The organism is Komagataeibacter swingsii (genome assembly GCF_003207895.1).
Classification (GTDB): domain Bacteria; phylum Pseudomonadota; class Alphaproteobacteria; order Acetobacterales; family Acetobacteraceae; genus Komagataeibacter; species Komagataeibacter swingsii.
Window position 1 is genome coordinate 21,249 of sequence record NZ_NKUB01000024.1, and the last position, 16,180, is coordinate 37,428.

General features: G+C 62.6%; 14 protein-coding genes. 13 read left to right on the top strand and 1 reads right to left on the bottom strand.

All coding sequences use genetic code 11. The features are described 5' to 3' along the window. Positions 1–107 precede the first annotated feature (107 nt). From CFR76_RS13780 to CFR76_RS13790, 3 genes are all read left to right on the top strand, one after another. Complete coding sequence (locus tag CFR76_RS13780; protein WP_110557550.1) at positions 108–971, top strand: nitroreductase family protein; 864 nt, start codon at positions 108–110, stop codon at positions 969–971. 143 nt (positions 972–1,114) lie between these two features. Further along, on the top strand, positions 1,115–2,206 hold the full coding sequence (locus CFR76_RS13785; RefSeq protein WP_110557551.1) for a branched-chain amino acid aminotransferase: 1,092 nt from the start codon (positions 1,115–1,117) through the stop codon (positions 2,204–2,206). A 203-nt stretch (positions 2,207–2,409) separates the two neighbouring features. After that, positions 2,410–2,838: a hypothetical protein gene (locus CFR76_RS13790; protein ID WP_110557552.1), complete on the top strand. Its 429-nt coding sequence runs from the start codon at positions 2,410–2,412 to the stop codon at positions 2,836–2,838. A gap of 322 nt (positions 2,839–3,160) precedes the next feature. Here the strand turns inward: CFR76_RS13790 and thiC are convergent, their stop codons facing one another. Beyond that, positions 3,161–5,002 carry a phosphomethylpyrimidine synthase ThiC gene (gene thiC / locus CFR76_RS13795; protein WP_110557553.1) on the bottom strand — a complete coding sequence of 614 codons (1,842 nt, stop codon included), beginning with the start codon at positions 5,000–5,002 and terminating at the stop codon, positions 3,161–3,163. Positions 5,003–5,395: 393 nt separating this feature from the next. On the opposite strand from thiC, the gene ade reads away from it, so the two are divergent. The 10 genes from ade (at position 5,396) to CFR76_RS18160 (ending at position 16,150) form a co-directional block, all read left to right on the top strand. Further along, positions 5,396–7,096, top strand: a complete 1,701-nt coding sequence (gene ade, locus CFR76_RS13800; protein ID WP_110557554.1) for an adenine deaminase — start codon at positions 5,396–5,398, stop codon at positions 7,094–7,096. A gap of 25 nt (positions 7,097–7,121) precedes the next feature. Beyond that, positions 7,122–7,997, top strand: coding sequence for a tyrosine-type recombinase/integrase (locus CFR76_RS13805; RefSeq protein WP_110557555.1), 876 nt, complete (start codon positions 7,122–7,124; stop codon positions 7,995–7,997). Then, positions 7,990–8,691, top strand: a complete 702-nt coding sequence (locus CFR76_RS13810; protein ID WP_110557560.1) for a hypothetical protein — start codon at positions 7,990–7,992, stop codon at positions 8,689–8,691. The genes CFR76_RS13805 and CFR76_RS13810 overlap by 8 nt, the downstream gene beginning before the upstream one ends. Next, positions 8,688–9,545, top strand: coding sequence for a segregation and condensation protein A (locus tag CFR76_RS13815; protein WP_110557556.1), 858 nt, complete (start codon positions 8,688–8,690; stop codon positions 9,543–9,545). Before CFR76_RS13810 ends, CFR76_RS13815 begins: the two co-directional genes overlap by 4 nt. Before the next feature lie 590 nt (positions 9,546–10,135). Continuing rightward, positions 10,136–10,804, top strand: a complete 669-nt coding sequence (locus CFR76_RS13820) for an energy transducer TonB (protein WP_110557557.1) — start codon at positions 10,136–10,138, stop codon at positions 10,802–10,804. An 86-nt stretch (positions 10,805–10,890) separates the two neighbouring features. Continuing rightward, positions 10,891–11,931, top strand: coding sequence for a MotA/TolQ/ExbB proton channel family protein (locus CFR76_RS13825; RefSeq protein ID WP_081749469.1), 1,041 nt, complete (start codon positions 10,891–10,893; stop codon positions 11,929–11,931). Positions 11,932–11,933: 2 nt separating this feature from the next. Beyond that, entirely contained in the window at positions 11,934–12,356 is a 423-nt protein-coding gene (locus tag CFR76_RS13830) for an ExbD/TolR family protein (protein ID WP_025439703.1), read from the top strand. A 54-nt stretch (positions 12,357–12,410) separates the two neighbouring features. Then, positions 12,411–12,848, top strand: coding sequence for an ExbD/TolR family protein (locus tag CFR76_RS13835; RefSeq protein ID WP_025439702.1), 438 nt, complete (start codon positions 12,411–12,413; stop codon positions 12,846–12,848). 484 nt (positions 12,849–13,332) lie between these two features. Next, the gene (locus tag CFR76_RS13840) at positions 13,333–15,831 is read left to right on the top strand and encodes a TonB-dependent receptor (RefSeq protein ID WP_110557558.1); all 2,499 of its coding nucleotides are present in this window, start codon (positions 13,333–13,335) and stop codon (positions 15,829–15,831) included. A gap of 112 nt (positions 15,832–15,943) precedes the next feature. Next, positions 15,944–16,150, top strand: coding sequence for a solute carrier family 23 protein (locus tag CFR76_RS18160; RefSeq protein WP_167402149.1), 207 nt, complete (start codon positions 15,944–15,946; stop codon positions 16,148–16,150). Positions 16,151–16,180 lie beyond the last annotated feature (30 nt).

The window sequence follows — 16,180 nt, forward strand, 5'->3', positions numbered from 1 at the left end:
TGCGTGAAAAAGCGCAGGTCTGGTGTGACCCTGCCACGCTTCCCGCAGGGCAGGCGGTGTGGTGTGCTGCTTTTTCAGCCACTATTGCACAGGCAGGAGGCATGCCGATGTCCGACGTCACAGTTTCTTCCTTTCCCGCGCTGTCTTCCATGAATGCGCTGTGGCAGGCGCGTTACGGCACCCGCCCGCCCGCCAGCCCCCTGCCGGAAAGCCCGGTGGCGCGCAGCCTCATGACCCATCGTTCCGTGCGCGCCTTCAGCCCCGCCGCGCTGCCCGATGGCGTGGTGGAGGCGGCGATGGCGGCGGCGCAGTCGGCCTCGACATCATGCAACCTGCAGGCATGGAGCGTGATCGCCGTGCGTGACCCTGACCATCGCGCCCGGCTGGCGAAGCTCGCGGGGGACCAGGATTTCATCGCGCAGGCGCCGCTGTTCCTGGCGTGGATCGCCGACCTGTCGCGGCTGGAACATGTGGGGCAGGCGCAGGGCCGCACCCTGCCGGGGGTCGACTGCCTAGATACCTTCCTGGGTGCTGTGATGGATACCGCCTTCGCCGCGCAGAATGCGGCGGCCACGTTCGAATCCTACGGGCTGGGAATCGTGTATGTGGGGGCGGTGCGCAACCAGCCCGAGGCCATCGCCGCGGAACTGGGCCTGCCGGCGCGCACGTTTGCGGTATTCGGCATGAGCGTGGGCTACCCCGACCGCAAGAAGCCCACCGCCATCCGCGCCCGCCTGCCGCAGCATGCCGTCCTGCATTCCGAACGGTATGACCCCGCTGCCGCCAGTGACCGCGCCACCATCGCCGCCTATGATGAACGCCTTGTCGCCGCGCGTGCGGCACAGGGGCAGCCCGCGCGGGGATGGAGCGAAAGCGTGGTGGCGCGGCTGGGCGACGTGAAGGCGCTGCATGGCCGTGAACACCTGCCACAGGCGCTGCGTGCCCTTGGCTTCATGCTGGGCGAGGCATGAAAAGCAGGGGTCATGCGCATGCGCCGGGGTTGACCGGCACCATGTTCTGGTGAACTTCTGCTAGCGTTGCCCGAATCTGTTGGCGGGCAGGGGGCGCGCCTTATGGATCGCGCCAGCGCCATGATGAGAGAGAAACAACGGCTATGGACTGCGCCACTTCCCTTCCCTTTACCCTTTCACCCAGCACCTCGCCGGTTTCGCCGCAGCGGCGGGCGGAGATCCTGGCCAATCCCGGTTTCGGGCGTGTCTTTACCGACAACATGGTCGTTATCCGCTATGTGGAAGGCAGGGGGTGGCATGACGCCCGCGTACAGCCCTATGCACCGATTTCGCTGAACCCGGCGGCGGCGGTGCTGCATTACGCGCAGGAAATTTTCGAGGGGATGAAAGCCTACCGCACGGCTGAAGGTGGCATTACCCTGTTCCGCCCCTATGCCAACGCCGCGCGCTTCCGCAAGTCGGCTGAACGGCTGGCGATGGCGGACCTGCCTGACGAAGTGTTTGTCGAGGCGGTGCGCCAGCTGGTGCGCGTGGACCACGCATGGGTGCCCGGCAACCCCGATGAAAGCCTGTATATCCGCCCCTACATGATCGCGAGCGAGACATTCCTGGGCGTGAAGCCCGCGTCGGAATACATGTTCATGGTCATCGCCTCGCCCGTGGGCGCGTATTTCGGTGCGGAAGCGGTCAGCGTGTGGGTGTCCGATTTCTGCCGTGCCGCGCCCGGCGGCACGGGGGAGGCCAAGTGCGGCGGCAACTACGCCGCAAGCCTGCTGGCGCAGCAGGAAGCCAAGGGCCATGGCTGTGCGCAGGTCCTGTTCCTTGATGCGGTGGAGCGCCGCTGGATCGAGGAAATGGGCGGCATGAACGTGTTTTTCGTGTTCGATGACGGCACGCTGGCCACCCCGCCGCTGACCGGCACGATCCTCCGGGGCATCACGCGCGATTCGCTGCTGACCCTGGCGCGTGAAATGGGCCTGAGCGTGCGTGAGGAACCCTATGCCATCGACCAGCTTTATGCCGATGCCGCGTCCGGCCGCCTGAAGGAAGTGTTTGCCTGTGGCACGGCGGCGGTGGTGTCCCCCATCGGGCGGTTCCGCAGCCACAAGGGCGAAGTGGTGATTGGCGATGGCAGGGGCATCGGCCCCGTGACCGAAAAGCTGCGCAACGCCCTGATCGGCATCCAGCGCGGCACCACGCCCGACACCCATGGCTGGGTGGAAAAGGTCATCTGATCTTCCGGTCATGCTCGGTACGCCCGGCCATGACGGATGGTTATTATGATCAAGGGGGCGGGGCGTGCGGTTGCCGCATGTCCCGCCTCGCCTGTATCCAGATGAAAAAGCGTCGGAAGAACGGCGCCTTTTTGGAAAAGGCGACCCCCAAGACTTTTGTCATTTTTATCGATAATACTTTTTAGGGAAAGAAAGCAGGTCCGATGACCGGGAAAGTGCTGGATGTAACAGGGCAGTGGGAGGGGCGGTTCAGCTATCCCCATACACTGACACCGGAGTTTTTTTCAGCATCGCTGTTCGAGAATGGTGGCCATGTGGGCGGCACGGTAACGGAACGTGCCACGTCGGGTGCGCATGCCGGTGAATGCTTCATCGCCACGGCGCGGGGGGAGCGTACCGGGACGCGGGTACGTTTTACGAAAACGTACGAAGACGGCGTGCGCCAGCATGCCGTGCTGTACACGGGCACGCTGGGCGCGGATGGCAACGAGATCGAGGGGGAGTGGCGGATTGCCGGTTCCTGGTCGGGGCCGTTCCTTATGGTCCGCCGTGCGGCGGGCAGCGCTGTCGCGCGGGACAAGGTCGCGGAAGCGCCGGTGCCCGATGCGGATTGTATCACCATTTCCCGCTAGAAGATTAGAGACTGTTTGAAAACAACCTATTGATAAAAAAGAATAAAAGTTTTTGGGTGCTGCCTTTTTTCAAAAAGGCGGCGTTCTTTCGAAGCTTTTGCAAAAAGCTTCACCAAAAACTTCCTTTAATTTTAAAGCGCTATCATGAACTGACTTTTCAAACAGTCTCTTATTTCAGGTGATCGCAGTTTCCGGGTGCCGCCTTTTTCAAGAATGCGGCGTTCTTTGAAGCTTTTTGAAAAAGAGCGTCACCAAAAACTTTTCATGGAAAATCCAGGCGTGGGTTCTGCCCCATGCAGCATGGCATGGGGCAGGCCGCGTCTTATTCCGCGGGTGTGACCACGTCATCCACCGGCACGTAGATCCGGTTGCCGTTGCTTCGGAATTCTTCCTTTTTCTGTTCCAGCCCCGCCTGCCGCTGCGCATTGGCCTTCAGGTCGTGGCTTATGCGCATGGAACAGAATTTGGGGCCGCACATGGAACAGAAATGCGCGTTCTTGTGCGCTTCACGCGGCAGCGTCTCATCATGGTAGGAACACGCCGTATCCGGGTCGAGCGACAGCTTGAACTGGTCATTCCAGCGAAAGTCGAACCGCGCGCGGCTGATCGCATCGTCACGGATGCGCGCCGCCGGGTGCCCCTTCGCCAGATCGGCGGCATGGGCGGCGATGCGGTAGGTCACCACACCCACCTTCACGTCATTACGGTCGGGCAGGCCGAGGTGTTCCTTCGGCGTGACGTAACACAGCATGGCGGTGCCGAACCAGCCGATCATGGCAGCGCCAATGCCGGATGTGATGTGGTCGTAACCCGGCGCGATATCGGTCGTGAGCGGACCAAGCGTGTAGAACGGCGCCTCGCCACATTCGCGTAGCTGCTTTTCCACATTGACCTTGATCTTGTGCATGGGCACGTGGCCCGGCCCCTCGATCATGACCTGACAGCCTTTCGCCCACGCGATTTTCGTCAGCTCGCCCAGCGTTTCCAGTTCGGCGAACTGGGCGGCGTCATTCGCATCGGCAATGGAGCCGGGACGCAGCCCGTCACCCAGCGAGAACGAGACATCATAACGGCGCATGATGTCGCATATCTCCTCGAAATGCTCATACAGGAAGCTCTCGCGATGGTGGTGCAGGCACCATCCCGCCATGATCGACCCGCCGCGCGAGACGATGCCGGTCACCCGGCTGGCGGTCAGCGGCACATGCTGCAGCCGCACGCCGGCGTGGATGGTGAAGTAGTCCACGCCCTGTTCCGCCTGTTCGACCAGCGTGTCGCGGAAGATGTCCCATGTCAGGTCCTCCGGCACGCCGCCCACCTTTTCCAGCGCCTGGTACAGCGGCACCGTGCCGATGGGCACCGGGGCGTTGCGCAGGATCCAGTCGCGGATGTTGTGGATGTTGCGCCCCGTGGACAGGTCCATCACCGTATCGGCGCCCCAGCGGATGGACCAGACCATCTTTTCCACTTCTTCCGCGACCGAGGACGTCACGGCCGAATTGCCGATATTGGCGTTGACCTTCACCAGGAAGTTGCGCCCGATCACCATGGGTTCAAGTTCGGGGTGGTTGATGTTGGCAGGCAGGATGGCGCGGCCCGCGGCGATTTCGGCGCGCACGAATTCGGGGGTGACGAAGGCGGGAATGTCAGCCCCGAAATCCTCGCCATCGGCGCGGCGTGCCTCGGCCCCATCGTCCATGGTGGCGCGGCCAAGGTTCTCGCGGTGGGCGGCGTAGATCATTTCCTCGGTAATGATCCCGGCACGGGCGAATTCGTACTGCGTGACCATCTGGCCGGGCCTGCCTTCATGCACCGCATGGGGTGCGGGGCAGGGGGGGACCAGATTGTCGCCTTTGGCAAAGCCATTGTCCTCGGGGCGCACGGTGCGTGGCGTGACCGTGGGCAGGCTGCGTGCCGCGATCCACGGCGCGCGGACGGGTTCCAGCCCCGCGCGCACGTCGATCCGCGCATTCGGGTCGGTATAGGGGCCGGAGGTGTCGTACACCCGCACCGGCGGTTCGTTGGCACTGGGTTCAAGGGCGATTTCGCGGAAGGGCACGCGGATATGCGCATGCCCCTCAGGCGTGGACCAGACCTTGGTGGACCCCATGATGGGGCCGGTGGTGACATGGTCGGGAGATGAAGGCGAAGCAACGGTGGTCATGGCAATGCTCCTCGTTTTCTCTCCGACAGGGGGTGTGGGGAGAAAACCGGAACGCCGCATGGGTCATGCGCGCAGCATCGTCAGGCCTGGCGCATCGTGCCGATTGTCTGCACCAGTCCCTCCGCCGGTATGAGCCGGATCAGGTTCCCCGGAACGCACCATGCGCCCGGAAGGGTCTCCGCGCGCACGGTCGGGCCATGCCAGCGGTATCTCAGCCCCTTGTCGGGACTCCCCTTGGTCGTTTCAGGATCATGAAATGCCCTGTGCTTGTCAACATTGCTGGCGGGGGTGTGGGCGGGCGGGACGAAAAAGAATTCGTGTGCTGATTTGCCAGCCGCGCGGTTGTGTTAGAGTGCTGGGGAATATCCATCTTTTGCGAGGAAGCAGGACAGCATGGCAGCTAGCGTGATTTCGGACCGGATCGCACAGGGCAGCGGGCGGAAGGAGGCGGACACCGTGATCCGCAATGTCCGCCTGTTCGATCTGGTGACGGGCGAACTGCTGCCGACTGACATCGCCATATGTGGCGACACCATTGTCGGCACGCTGGACCATTACGAGGGCGCGACCGTGATCGAGGGGCATGGCCGCATTGCCGTGCCGGGTTTTATCGACACGCACCTGCATGTCGAATCCTCGCTCATCACCCCGTTTGAATTCGATCGCTGCGTCCTGCCCCATGGCGTGACCACCGCCATATGCGACCCGCATGAAATGGCCAACGTGCTGGGCCGCCCGGCGCTGGACTATTTTACCCAGGCGGCCATGCGCACGGTCATGGACCTGCGGGTGAACCTGTCAAGCTGCGTGCCGTCCACCGCGCTTGAAACATCGGGGGCGACGCTGGGGGCGGCCGACCTGCTGCCGTACCGTGACCACCCCAAGGTCATTGGCCTGGCCGAGTTCATGAACATCCCCGGCGTGCTGGATGGCGACCCGGTGTGCATGGAAAAGCTGGAAGCATTCGCGGGTGGCCATATTGACGGCCATGCGCCGCTGCTGCGCGGGCGCAGGCTCAATGGCTACCTTGCCGCGGGCATCACCACCGATCATGAGGCCACGACGGCGGAAGAAGCGCTGGAGAAGGTGCGCAAGGGTATGATGGTGCTGATCCGCGAGGGGTCGGTGTGCAAGGACCTGCGCGCGCTGGCGCCGCTGCTCAATCCCGTGACATCGCCGTTCTTCGCCTTCTGCACTGATGACCGCAACCCGCTGGAAATCGCGCATGAAGGGCATCTGGACTACCTGATCCGCCTTGCCATCTCGCTGGGGGTGGAACCGCTTGCGGCGTATCGCAGCGCCTCGCTCAGCGCGGCCAGCGCGTTCGGCCTGCGCGACCGGGGCATGATCGCGCCGGGCAGGCGGGCGGATATCGTGCTGCTTGATGACCTGCGTGAATGCCGGGTGTCGGATGTGATCAGCGCCGGGCGGCTGGTGAATGACGCACTGTTCGCCGCGCGTGACATCATTCCCCCCGTCGGCACCGACAGCATAAGCCTGCCCGCGCCCGTCACTGCAAAGGACATGCAGGTTGCGGGCAGCGGCGCGCAGCGTCCGGTGATCGGCCTGTTGCCCGGCCAGATCATCACCCCCTTCCTGCATGCCGACCTGCCGGTGGCGGGTGGCATTGTCCAGCCCGACCCGGCGCAGGACATCGCGCGCATCTGCGTGGTGGCGCGGCATGGGCATAACGACAATATCGGGCGCGGGTTTGTCAGGGGGTTCGGCCTGTCGGGCGGGGCGCTGGCGTCCTCGGTCGGGCATGACAGCCACAATATCTGCGTAGTCGGCATGGATGACGCGGATATGGCGGTTGCGGTCAACCATCTGGAAAAGACCGGCGGCGGCTTTGTGGTGGTGCGTGATGGCAAGGTCGTGGCCGACATGCCGCTGCCGGTGGCGGGCCTTATGAGCGACGCCCCGTTCGAGACCGTGCGCGACCGGCTGGAAGTGCTGCGCGCCGCCGCCCGTGCGCTGGGCTGCCAGCTTGATGAACCGTTCCTGCAACTGGCCTTCCTGCCGCTGCCGGTGATCCCGCATCTCAAGATCACGGATTTCGGCATGGTGGATGTCAACCGGATGGAACTGGTCTGACACGGTCACGATACAGGAGCCGCCCATGACAGGGGCCAGTGACAGCGCAGCCCCCGCGCGTGAAGCCGTGGCCACCCTGCGTGCCTACCGTGCGGACTGGGTGCATTTCACCAACTGGTGCGCGGTCCATGCCGTCTCCCCCATTCCCGCAACGGCGCAGGTCGTGGCGACCTATCTGCGCAGCCTGGCGGAATTCGCGCCCGCCACCATCCGGCGCAGGCTGGCCGCGATTGGCAAGATGCACCGCTTTAACGACATGGCGTGGGATGTGACCGACCCCGTCCTCCGCGCGGCTGTGGCCGACATGACCGAACGCGCCGGCCGCCCGGCCGCCCCGCCTGCGGTAGTGACGTTGTCCATGTTGCGCGCCATGGTCGAACGCTGCGCGGACGGGTCCCCACGGGGCCTGCGGGACCGCTGCCTGCTGCTGTTCGGTTTCGCGGGCGCGCTGCGGCGTTCGGAACTGGTGGGGCTGCAGGTGGAGGATGTGCGTGTTGAACGCACACAGGTCGTGCTGACCATCCGGGAGGCGGCGGCGGTACAGCCGGTCGGCCTGCCCCTGTCATCTGACAGCGCGATGTGCCCCGCTGCGGCGTTTGCCGCGTGGCAGCAGGTGGCGCACCGGCAGACCGGGCCGCTGTTCCGCGCCATTTCCAAGGGGGAGCGCGTGGGCGGACAGGCGCTGACCCCGTACGCCGTGACCCGTATTTTGCAACGTCGCGCGCTGATGGCGGAAGTCCCGCCGGATATTGCCGCGACATTAAGCGCCCATGCCCTGCGCTCGGGCTACATTGTCGCGGCCTTGCGGCAGGGCATGGAAACCGAAGCCCTGTGCCAGCATATCCGTTACCGTGACCCGCGCGCCCTGCGACCGTATGAACGCCAGCTGGACCATGACTGAAAACCTGCGCCTGCCATGGGCCGACCTGCCCCCCGCCACCGCAAGGGAGGAAGATGCCGCCGAGACCACGCGGCGCGTGCCGGGACGACGGGGGCGGCGTCCGCTTTCCGCCTGGCCGCAGCCCGTCGAACCGTCACCATGGCAGTGGTGGCACCTGCTGGTCTACGGGCCGGATACGGGCATGGATACCTTTGTGGCCGCCGCCGCCGGCCCCGGCCTGATCCCCTGGCCGTTTGACGCCGAACGGGTGGAGGAGGACATGTTCGCGCTGACGATCGGCGCCAATTCGCCCGCGCGGGGCCGGGCCGGGCTGTCCATTGACGGCTGCCGGATCCTTGCGCGCCAGTTCCGTGCAGCGGCGGAGGCCCGCCACGCCCGGCTGGGGCTGGGGGTGGAAAAGGCGTGTCCGCTGGATTTCCACCAGCTTGTCCCGGTGCCGGAACGGATTCTCCAGCTTGGCGCCACCCATCCCGATGCGCGGGCATGGCTGCGTGACAACTGGGGCCTGGCCGAAGCGCCACGACAGGTGCGCCACCTGCCGGGACGCAAGGCGGGGCGACGGCTGCCGCGGGACCACCGCGCCATGGTGTATGGCTTTTTCACCCGCATGGGTACGCCCGCGCCCGTGATCGGCCGGTTGGGGGAACATTATCCCACCCTGACATTCCGCCTGTCGGAACGGTCGCTGGCATGACGGGGCAGGCCGAACTGTTCAGTGCCCCGCTGCCCGATGGCGAAGCTGTCATCGTGCTCGACATCTATCAGGGCGGCCTGTCGCACCTGCTGCAACTGGCGCATGCGCGTGAAATCGACCTGGCGCGGCTGGATATCGTCACCCTGATCGACCAGTTGGCCGAAGCGGCGCGCACGCATACGTCCCTGCCGCTGGGGATCAAGGCGCAATGGGCGGTCATGGCGTCGGGGCTGCTGCTGCTGCGCTCGCGCCTCATGCTGCCAGCCGATGACCCGCGCCAGCAGCAGGCGACACAGGAAGCGGCCGACCTGCGCACGCGCCTGCTGGCGGCGGAAGATTCAGCCCGTCTTGCCGACTGGCTTGCGGCGCGCGAACAGCTTGGCCGTGATGTCCATGCCTTTGGCGGCGCGGCTGCCCCCGATGGGGACGAATCGGCGCAGTGGGAAGTGGACCGGATCGAATTCTTGTGGGGGTGCCTGGCGGTCTTTGACGGCAACTGGGGCGTCATGCCGGTGGAGACTCCTTTCTATGCCCCGGTGCAGCTTGACCTGTTTTCTGTCGAGGATGCGCGTTCGCGCGTACGCACATGCCTGGCGCAGGCCCGTGCCGAGCCGGTGCCGCTGGACCGGATGCTGCCCGATTCCGTGCGGGTGGGACAGGCTTCCGACCTGTCATCGGGGCTGCGGCGTTCGGCATGGAGCAGTACGTTCGCCGCCTGCCTGGAAATGGTGAAGCAGGGGGAGGCGCTGGCCTATCAGGCCGCGCCGGAAACGCTGCCCCGTTTCAGCGGCGTGCCGGCGGGAACGGGGCGGGAGGGGGATGGTTTCATTTCACCTGAAAATACAGTGAAATGAATTTATCGTTGCATCTTATATTTGATAGCCGCATTTTGTATCGAAGTGGCAATATTCTGTGGGAAAACAGGCTGTCCAGACCGGGATGACAGATTTTTTTCCCTCATTTTTTAACAGTTTGCTTGACTGGGATTTTTTTTTGATCAAGCTGGCAGGCAAGAGTTTTTACTGGCCTGCCGGGCAATGACAGGGGTCGTTTCATAAGGCGTTTTTCGCCATGGGCCATGATCTGTCGGGCAGGACGTTCATACCAAGACCATTTCATATAAGATCAGGGTTGATTTCGAGATGTTAATAATGTTTATGGATAAAACGTGATGAATGAGTGGCTTGGCCTGTCAGGGCAGGGTGCATGCAATGTCCGTGCATTGGCATATGCACTGCCGGAGGCGGCGATGGCCGTGCCTTTCCGTTCCGCCGGAAGGGGGGGCTGTCATGCTTCAGGGTTGAGCCGGGGAGAACAAGGCGGATCGCATCAGTCGTTTCGTAGAAATCTGGTCATACTCCCGTAGTAAAATTGGTGAAATCAGAACATCCAGAACAAATTCTGTAATAATTCCTTCCTAAAACTATGCCGTTCTGAGTGAGGTATGGGTATGACGTATGCGGAACAGAGTGATAATAGACTACAAAAGATAATCGTTTTCGCGCTTGTCCTGGTGTTTGAAGGGCTGCTGGTGCTGGCGCTCCTGTACGGACTCAGCTCACCGCCGGACGCACCCAAGGAACCGCCGCGGCCGCCGGTGCAGGTCCACATGATCAAGGAACCGCCGCCACCGCCGCCACCGCCGCCGCCGCCACCGCCGCCGCCGGAAATTACGCAGCCGCCGCCGCCGTATATTCCGCCGCCGAAGATCCAGGTGCCGACACCGCCGCCGCCGATGAAGGTGACCCACACGAAGCCGCCGAAGGCGATGCCGCCCGCAAAGGCGACCCCGCCGGCCAATGCGCCCGTGTCCAACGCTCCGCCGGTGCCCGACCACATGGCCGGTACGTCGCCGCTGAACCATGTCGTTCCGGAATATCCGGAGGAAATGTCGGAAGAAGGCCGTGAAGGCGTTGTGTCCGTGGCATGTGACGTGGAACCCAGTGGTGTCACCAGCAACTGCCAGGTGGTCAATGTAAAGGGCGGTCAGGCATTTGCTGACGCCGCGCTGAAGGCGGTGCGCCGTTCGCGCTATGCGCCGGCTGTCAAAAATGGTGTGCCCGTCAAGGAGTTCCACCATCTCTATACGATCACGTTCAGTCTGAATGACTGAGCCTGAATGTTAGGTCAGGCACGGCGGGGGCCGGCAGCACCCCGCCGCCTCGGAAAAAACATCCTGCTCCAGAGGATTTTGGTTAAATGATCAGACTGCATCGTAAACACACTCTTGTTGCCTCGGCTGCTTTCGCTGCCATGCTGTGCGCGGCTTCCCCGCTCGCCGCGCTGGCCCAGGATGCCGCCCCGGCCGCTAGCGATGCGGCCACGGCACCGGCGGTTTCCGCCCCTGCGACCGATGGCAGCGGCGCTGCCGCCACCCCGGCCCCCGGCGCGGACGCCCCGGCCACGCAGGCGGCCACCCCGACCGACGCCGCACCGGCTGATGCCGCCCCGGCGCCCGCTCCCGCCCCGGCTCCTGCCGCCGAAGCGCCGCCGGCCGACGCCCCCAAGGCGCCCGAGGGCAATCCGTACGGCCTGGGTGCGCTGTGGGCCAATGGTGACTTCATCGCCCGTGGCGTCCTGCTGATCATGGTCTTCATGTCGCTTGGCACATGGTACATCATGATCACCAAGTTCTTTGAACAGGCGCGTGTCATGAGCGCCGCCAAGCAGGTCATGAGCGATTTCTGGACCAAGGGTTCCATCAAGGATGGCGCGGCCGCCCTGCCCGCGAACTCCCCGTTCCGCTATATTGCCGATACCGGCGTCAAGGCCGCCGAACACCACGAAGGCACGATGCAGGAATCCATCGACCTGCATTCCTGGACCACCATGTCCATCCAGCGTTCGGTTGACGTGATCCAGACCAAGCTGCAGGGTGGCCTTGCCTTCCTCGGCACCGTGGGTTCGACCTCGCCGTTCGTTGGTCTGTTCGGGACCGTCTGGGGTATCTACCACGCGCTGACGGCCATCGGCATCGCGGGCCAGGCCTCGATCGACAAGGTCGCCGGCCCGGTCGGTGAATCGCTGATCATGACCGCCATCGGCCTGGGCACCGCCGTGCCTGCGGTTCTGGGCTACAACCTGCTGGTCCGCCGCAACAAGGGTGCGATGGACAAGATCCGCAACTTCGCCGCTGACGTGCAGTCGATCCTGATGGGTGGTTATCGCCATGGTGCGGAAATCACCATCCATCCGGACAACTCCCCGACCACGACGACTATCGATAACCGGGTGGCCTGATCATGGGTATGCAAGTTGGAGGTGGCAGCGATGAAGACGAGGTGGTGTCCGCCATCAACACCACACCGCTTGTCGATGTCATGCTGGTGCTGCTGATCATCTTCCTGATCACCATCCCCGTCGCGACACATACCATCAAGGTTAGCCTCCCCATGGATGCTAACCAGCCCACCCGGACGATGATGAACAACATCGTCATCGCGGTAACCCCGCAGGGGCAGGCATACTGGAACGAAACGCCGCTTACCAGTTATGCCGACCTGGAATCCCATCTGGAACACGTGGCGGCGGAAAACCCGCAGCCACAGATCCAGATCCGTGGTGACCAGGCGGCGAAATACGAAGGTGTGGGCAAGGTGATCGCAGCCTGCCAGCAGGCGGGTATCGTCCACATCGACTTCATTACCGAGCAGCCGCACGGCTGATATCCATTCCCGGCCGGGGCCTGCGTGCCCCGGCCAATTTCGGGAGAGTAGACCATGGGCATGAATATCGGCTCAGACAGCACGACCGAGGACGAAGGTATTGTCGATATCAATACCACGCCCCTGATTGACGTCATGCTGGTGCTGTTGATCATGCTGATCATCACCATTCCGCTCCAGACGCATTCAGTCTCGATCGACCTGCCGCAGGGCAATCCCCCGCCTTCCACCGCTCCGGATCCGGTTGTGGACACGGTGGCGATCGATTTTGACAACACCATCACATGGAATGGCGAACCCGTTGCCGGTGATGCGGACCTGCAGGCCCGTTTCAGGGATGCGGCGGCCCAGCCGGTCCAGCCGGAAATGCACATCCATCCCGACCGCCTGGCCAGCTACAAGGTCGTGGCGAAGGTGCTGGCGGATGCGCAGCGCCTGGGTGTGAGCAAGCTGGGTATCATGGGCAGTGACCAGTTCATGGATGCGCAGTAAGCCAGCCAGTTCCTGATGACCATGTAACGGTTGGTACGACGGCCCTTCCTTCGGGAAGGGCCGTTTTTTTGTGTCTGGCCCTGTTGGAAGAAATGCTGATTTTTGAGGCATTCTGGCGATTTGCCCTGTGGTATCAAAGACACACAGGCCATATTGTTCAGCCTGTTCCATGCTGCTTCCATCCAGTCGGAAAAATCAGGAAAAATGCGAAAATCGTTGTATTTGCGCGGGATACGGACTGGTGCCCGCAGGGGGTGCCGGGCTGTGGGCAGATAGATAAACAGCGTGTTGCATTTTTTAAACTTTGCCTGTGCATGTGTATTTCATAAGTCAACAGACAGGCGGAATGTTTAGTTTCCGTAATGACTTCAGCATGACCGGACGGGACAGGGCTGTGGACAGCAAGGCAGACGGGGATGGCTGCCACTGGAAACCGCATGTCTGCCCGTGAGAGCGGACGCCACATATATTTGCGGGGGAATACATGAAGACGGGCCGGGATATCTATAGCGCAGTAAAACGTCAGGTACGGGTCGCGGGGGGACGCGCCGGACTGGCCGGCCTGCGGATGCCGGGACTGAAGGCACGGCTGCGGGCCATGTCCTGCCTGGTGGGCAGTGTCTGTATCGCCACGGGGGCGGATGCGTGGGCACAGACGGCAACACCTACACCGGCACAGCATCGCCATGTCACGCCCGGACATGTGGCGGCGGCAAAGCCAAAGGCCCCGGCGCAGCCCACGGGCATCGTGGACCGGCAGGAACCCGAAGAAATCCGCGTCGCCTCATCCCGTCAGGCGCGCGATGGCGGTGGTGGCATGATGCGGCTGGAAACGGCGCCCCATGCGGTCCAGACCGTGGGCAAGCAGTTCATTGACATGCGCAGCCCGACCAGCACGGCGCTTGACCTGGTCAAGAACCTGCCCAGCCTGAATGTCACCACCCCGGATTCCTCGGGCATGGAAGGGGGCCAGATCCAGACCCGTGGCCTGACCGATCTGGACATGGGCCTGATGGTTGATGGCGCGCCCGCGGCGGCGGCCAAGTACATGGCCGAGGATATCGATTCCGAAAACCTCGATAGTGTTGAAGTCACCCCCGGCACCGCAGGCACCGACCTGCCGGTCATGTCGGCTGCCGGTGGCGTGATGAATGAACATTCGCACACGGCGTCGCACAAATTCGGCGGCATGACGGATTTCTCCTACGGGACGAACAACCTGTCGCGTGAATTCATCCGCCTTGAATCGGGCGATATCGGCAGGACCGGCGTCCGTGGCTATTTCTCGTTTTCCAACACGCATGCGCGTTCGTGGATGGGTTCGGGCATCAATGAACGCAAGCACATTGATTTCGGCTTGCAGAAAGACTGGGCAAACGGTTCGAATGCGCGTCTGTTCCTGTCATGGAACTACGAAGACTTCACCATCGACGCCTATCCCGACAGCTCGGCGTTCTATAACTACAAGCATACGGGTACCGGTTATGGCCGCAATTCGGACCCGACCAGTGACAACTACTGGAAAAACAACAACGATCACTGGAACCAGATCTTCCTGACGGCACCGATTCATGTCGTGCTGCCGGCGAAGTTCACGTTCGACCTGCAACCCTATTTCAGCTTCGGCCAGGGCTGGGATGGTTCACCGGGTAACGGCACGCCTTATGTGTCCCCGTCGGGCTATACCAACGGCAATCCGTACTGGGATGTGAAGCAGGCCCAGAACACGACGGCCTACTTCCTGGAAAATGAAGCGCGCCAGGTCGGTGTCGTCGCGAAGTTCGGGCATCATCTCGACAAGCACAACTACCTGTCGTTTGGCTACTGGTATGAAAACAACCAGACGATCCAGAATTATCCGGGCAGCAACACCATGGCCAATGGTGCGGACCCCAGCCCCAACTGGGCAGCCTACCAGAGTACGGCATACGGTACGACTGGCGTGAACGCGGGTTACGAACTGCATGCCCTGTTCATCCAGGATACGGCCAAGTATTTCAACGACAGGCTGCAGATCCATGCGGGATTCAAGTTCGTCATGTCCGATGCATGGGACAAGGGGTGGACATCCAACCCCAATACCGGGTCGTGGGTCTATGGCAAGAACGGCACGGCTTCGGGCAGGATGGGCGCCAACACGACGGAACCCCTGCCGCAGCTTTCCATCAGCTACACCTTCAACGACCATCACCAGATCTATGTGAACGCGGAAGGCGATTACCGCGAACCGAGCGCCACCGACCTGGGCTGGCTGGACCCCCAGTATGCCAAGATGCTGAAGAACCAGTATTCCATCAAGGAAGAGCTGGGGTATCGGTATCATGACAAATACGTCATGTTTGATCTGTCGCTGTTCAACTACAACGTGACCAATCGCCTGATGGATACCTATATTGGGGCCAACCAGTATGTGCCGATCGAGGCGGGCAACCAGACCATGCGCGGCTTTGACGCGATGATCGCAAGCCGCCCGATCCATGGTTTCAGCCCGTATGCTTCATTTGAGTACCTGCACGCGACACAGGATTCCAACGTAACGGACCCCAATACCGGCACGACCTACGCCGCCAAGGGGCAGCAGGCGATCATGGCGCCACGCATCATGGCCAATTTCGGCCTGACGTATAAATACCGTGGTTTCTTCGCCAATGCGGCGGTGCATTATACCGGCCCGCAGTCCGTGGCGCTGGACAACAGCGAACGCATCCCGGGTTACGTGACCGATACGCTGTCGCTTGGCTATCACTTCAAGCCGTTCATGTATGCCAAGTCCCCGACCTTCAAGCTCAACTTCACCAACCTGACCGGGTCGATCGTCCGGACCGGGGCGATGGGCGCGATCTACCATGCGGGCGCGCAGAGCAACGGCGGCGCTGGTTACCCCGTCTTTTATGGCGCCAGCAACGGTCGCTATGCGGATGGCAACTCCTTCATGGTCGAGCCGCGCTTCAGCATGACCGGCACGATTTCCACTTCCTTCTGATTATCGTCACACATGGCAAACCCCGCCTTTTTTCCAAAAGGCGGGGTTCTTTGTGTCAATGCCGTCCCGCTGTAGTGAACACGCGGGCGGCAGGCAGCCTGGGAAATGGATTGTGAAGACAGGTCCGGTACACCCCGTTGATGAAATGCTGCCCGCAGGCATGCTGTTTGCCTTTGGCCTGCAGCATGCGCTGGTCATGTACGCAGGCACCGTCGCCGTGCCGCTGGTCTTCGCCGCCGCCATGAGCCTGTCCGCTGATGTGGCGACAACGCCGGTTGTCACGATCAACTGGCTGCCTTCGGCGCAGACTATGGCCTGAGCATTGTAAGCCTGCCGGAATTCATGGGCG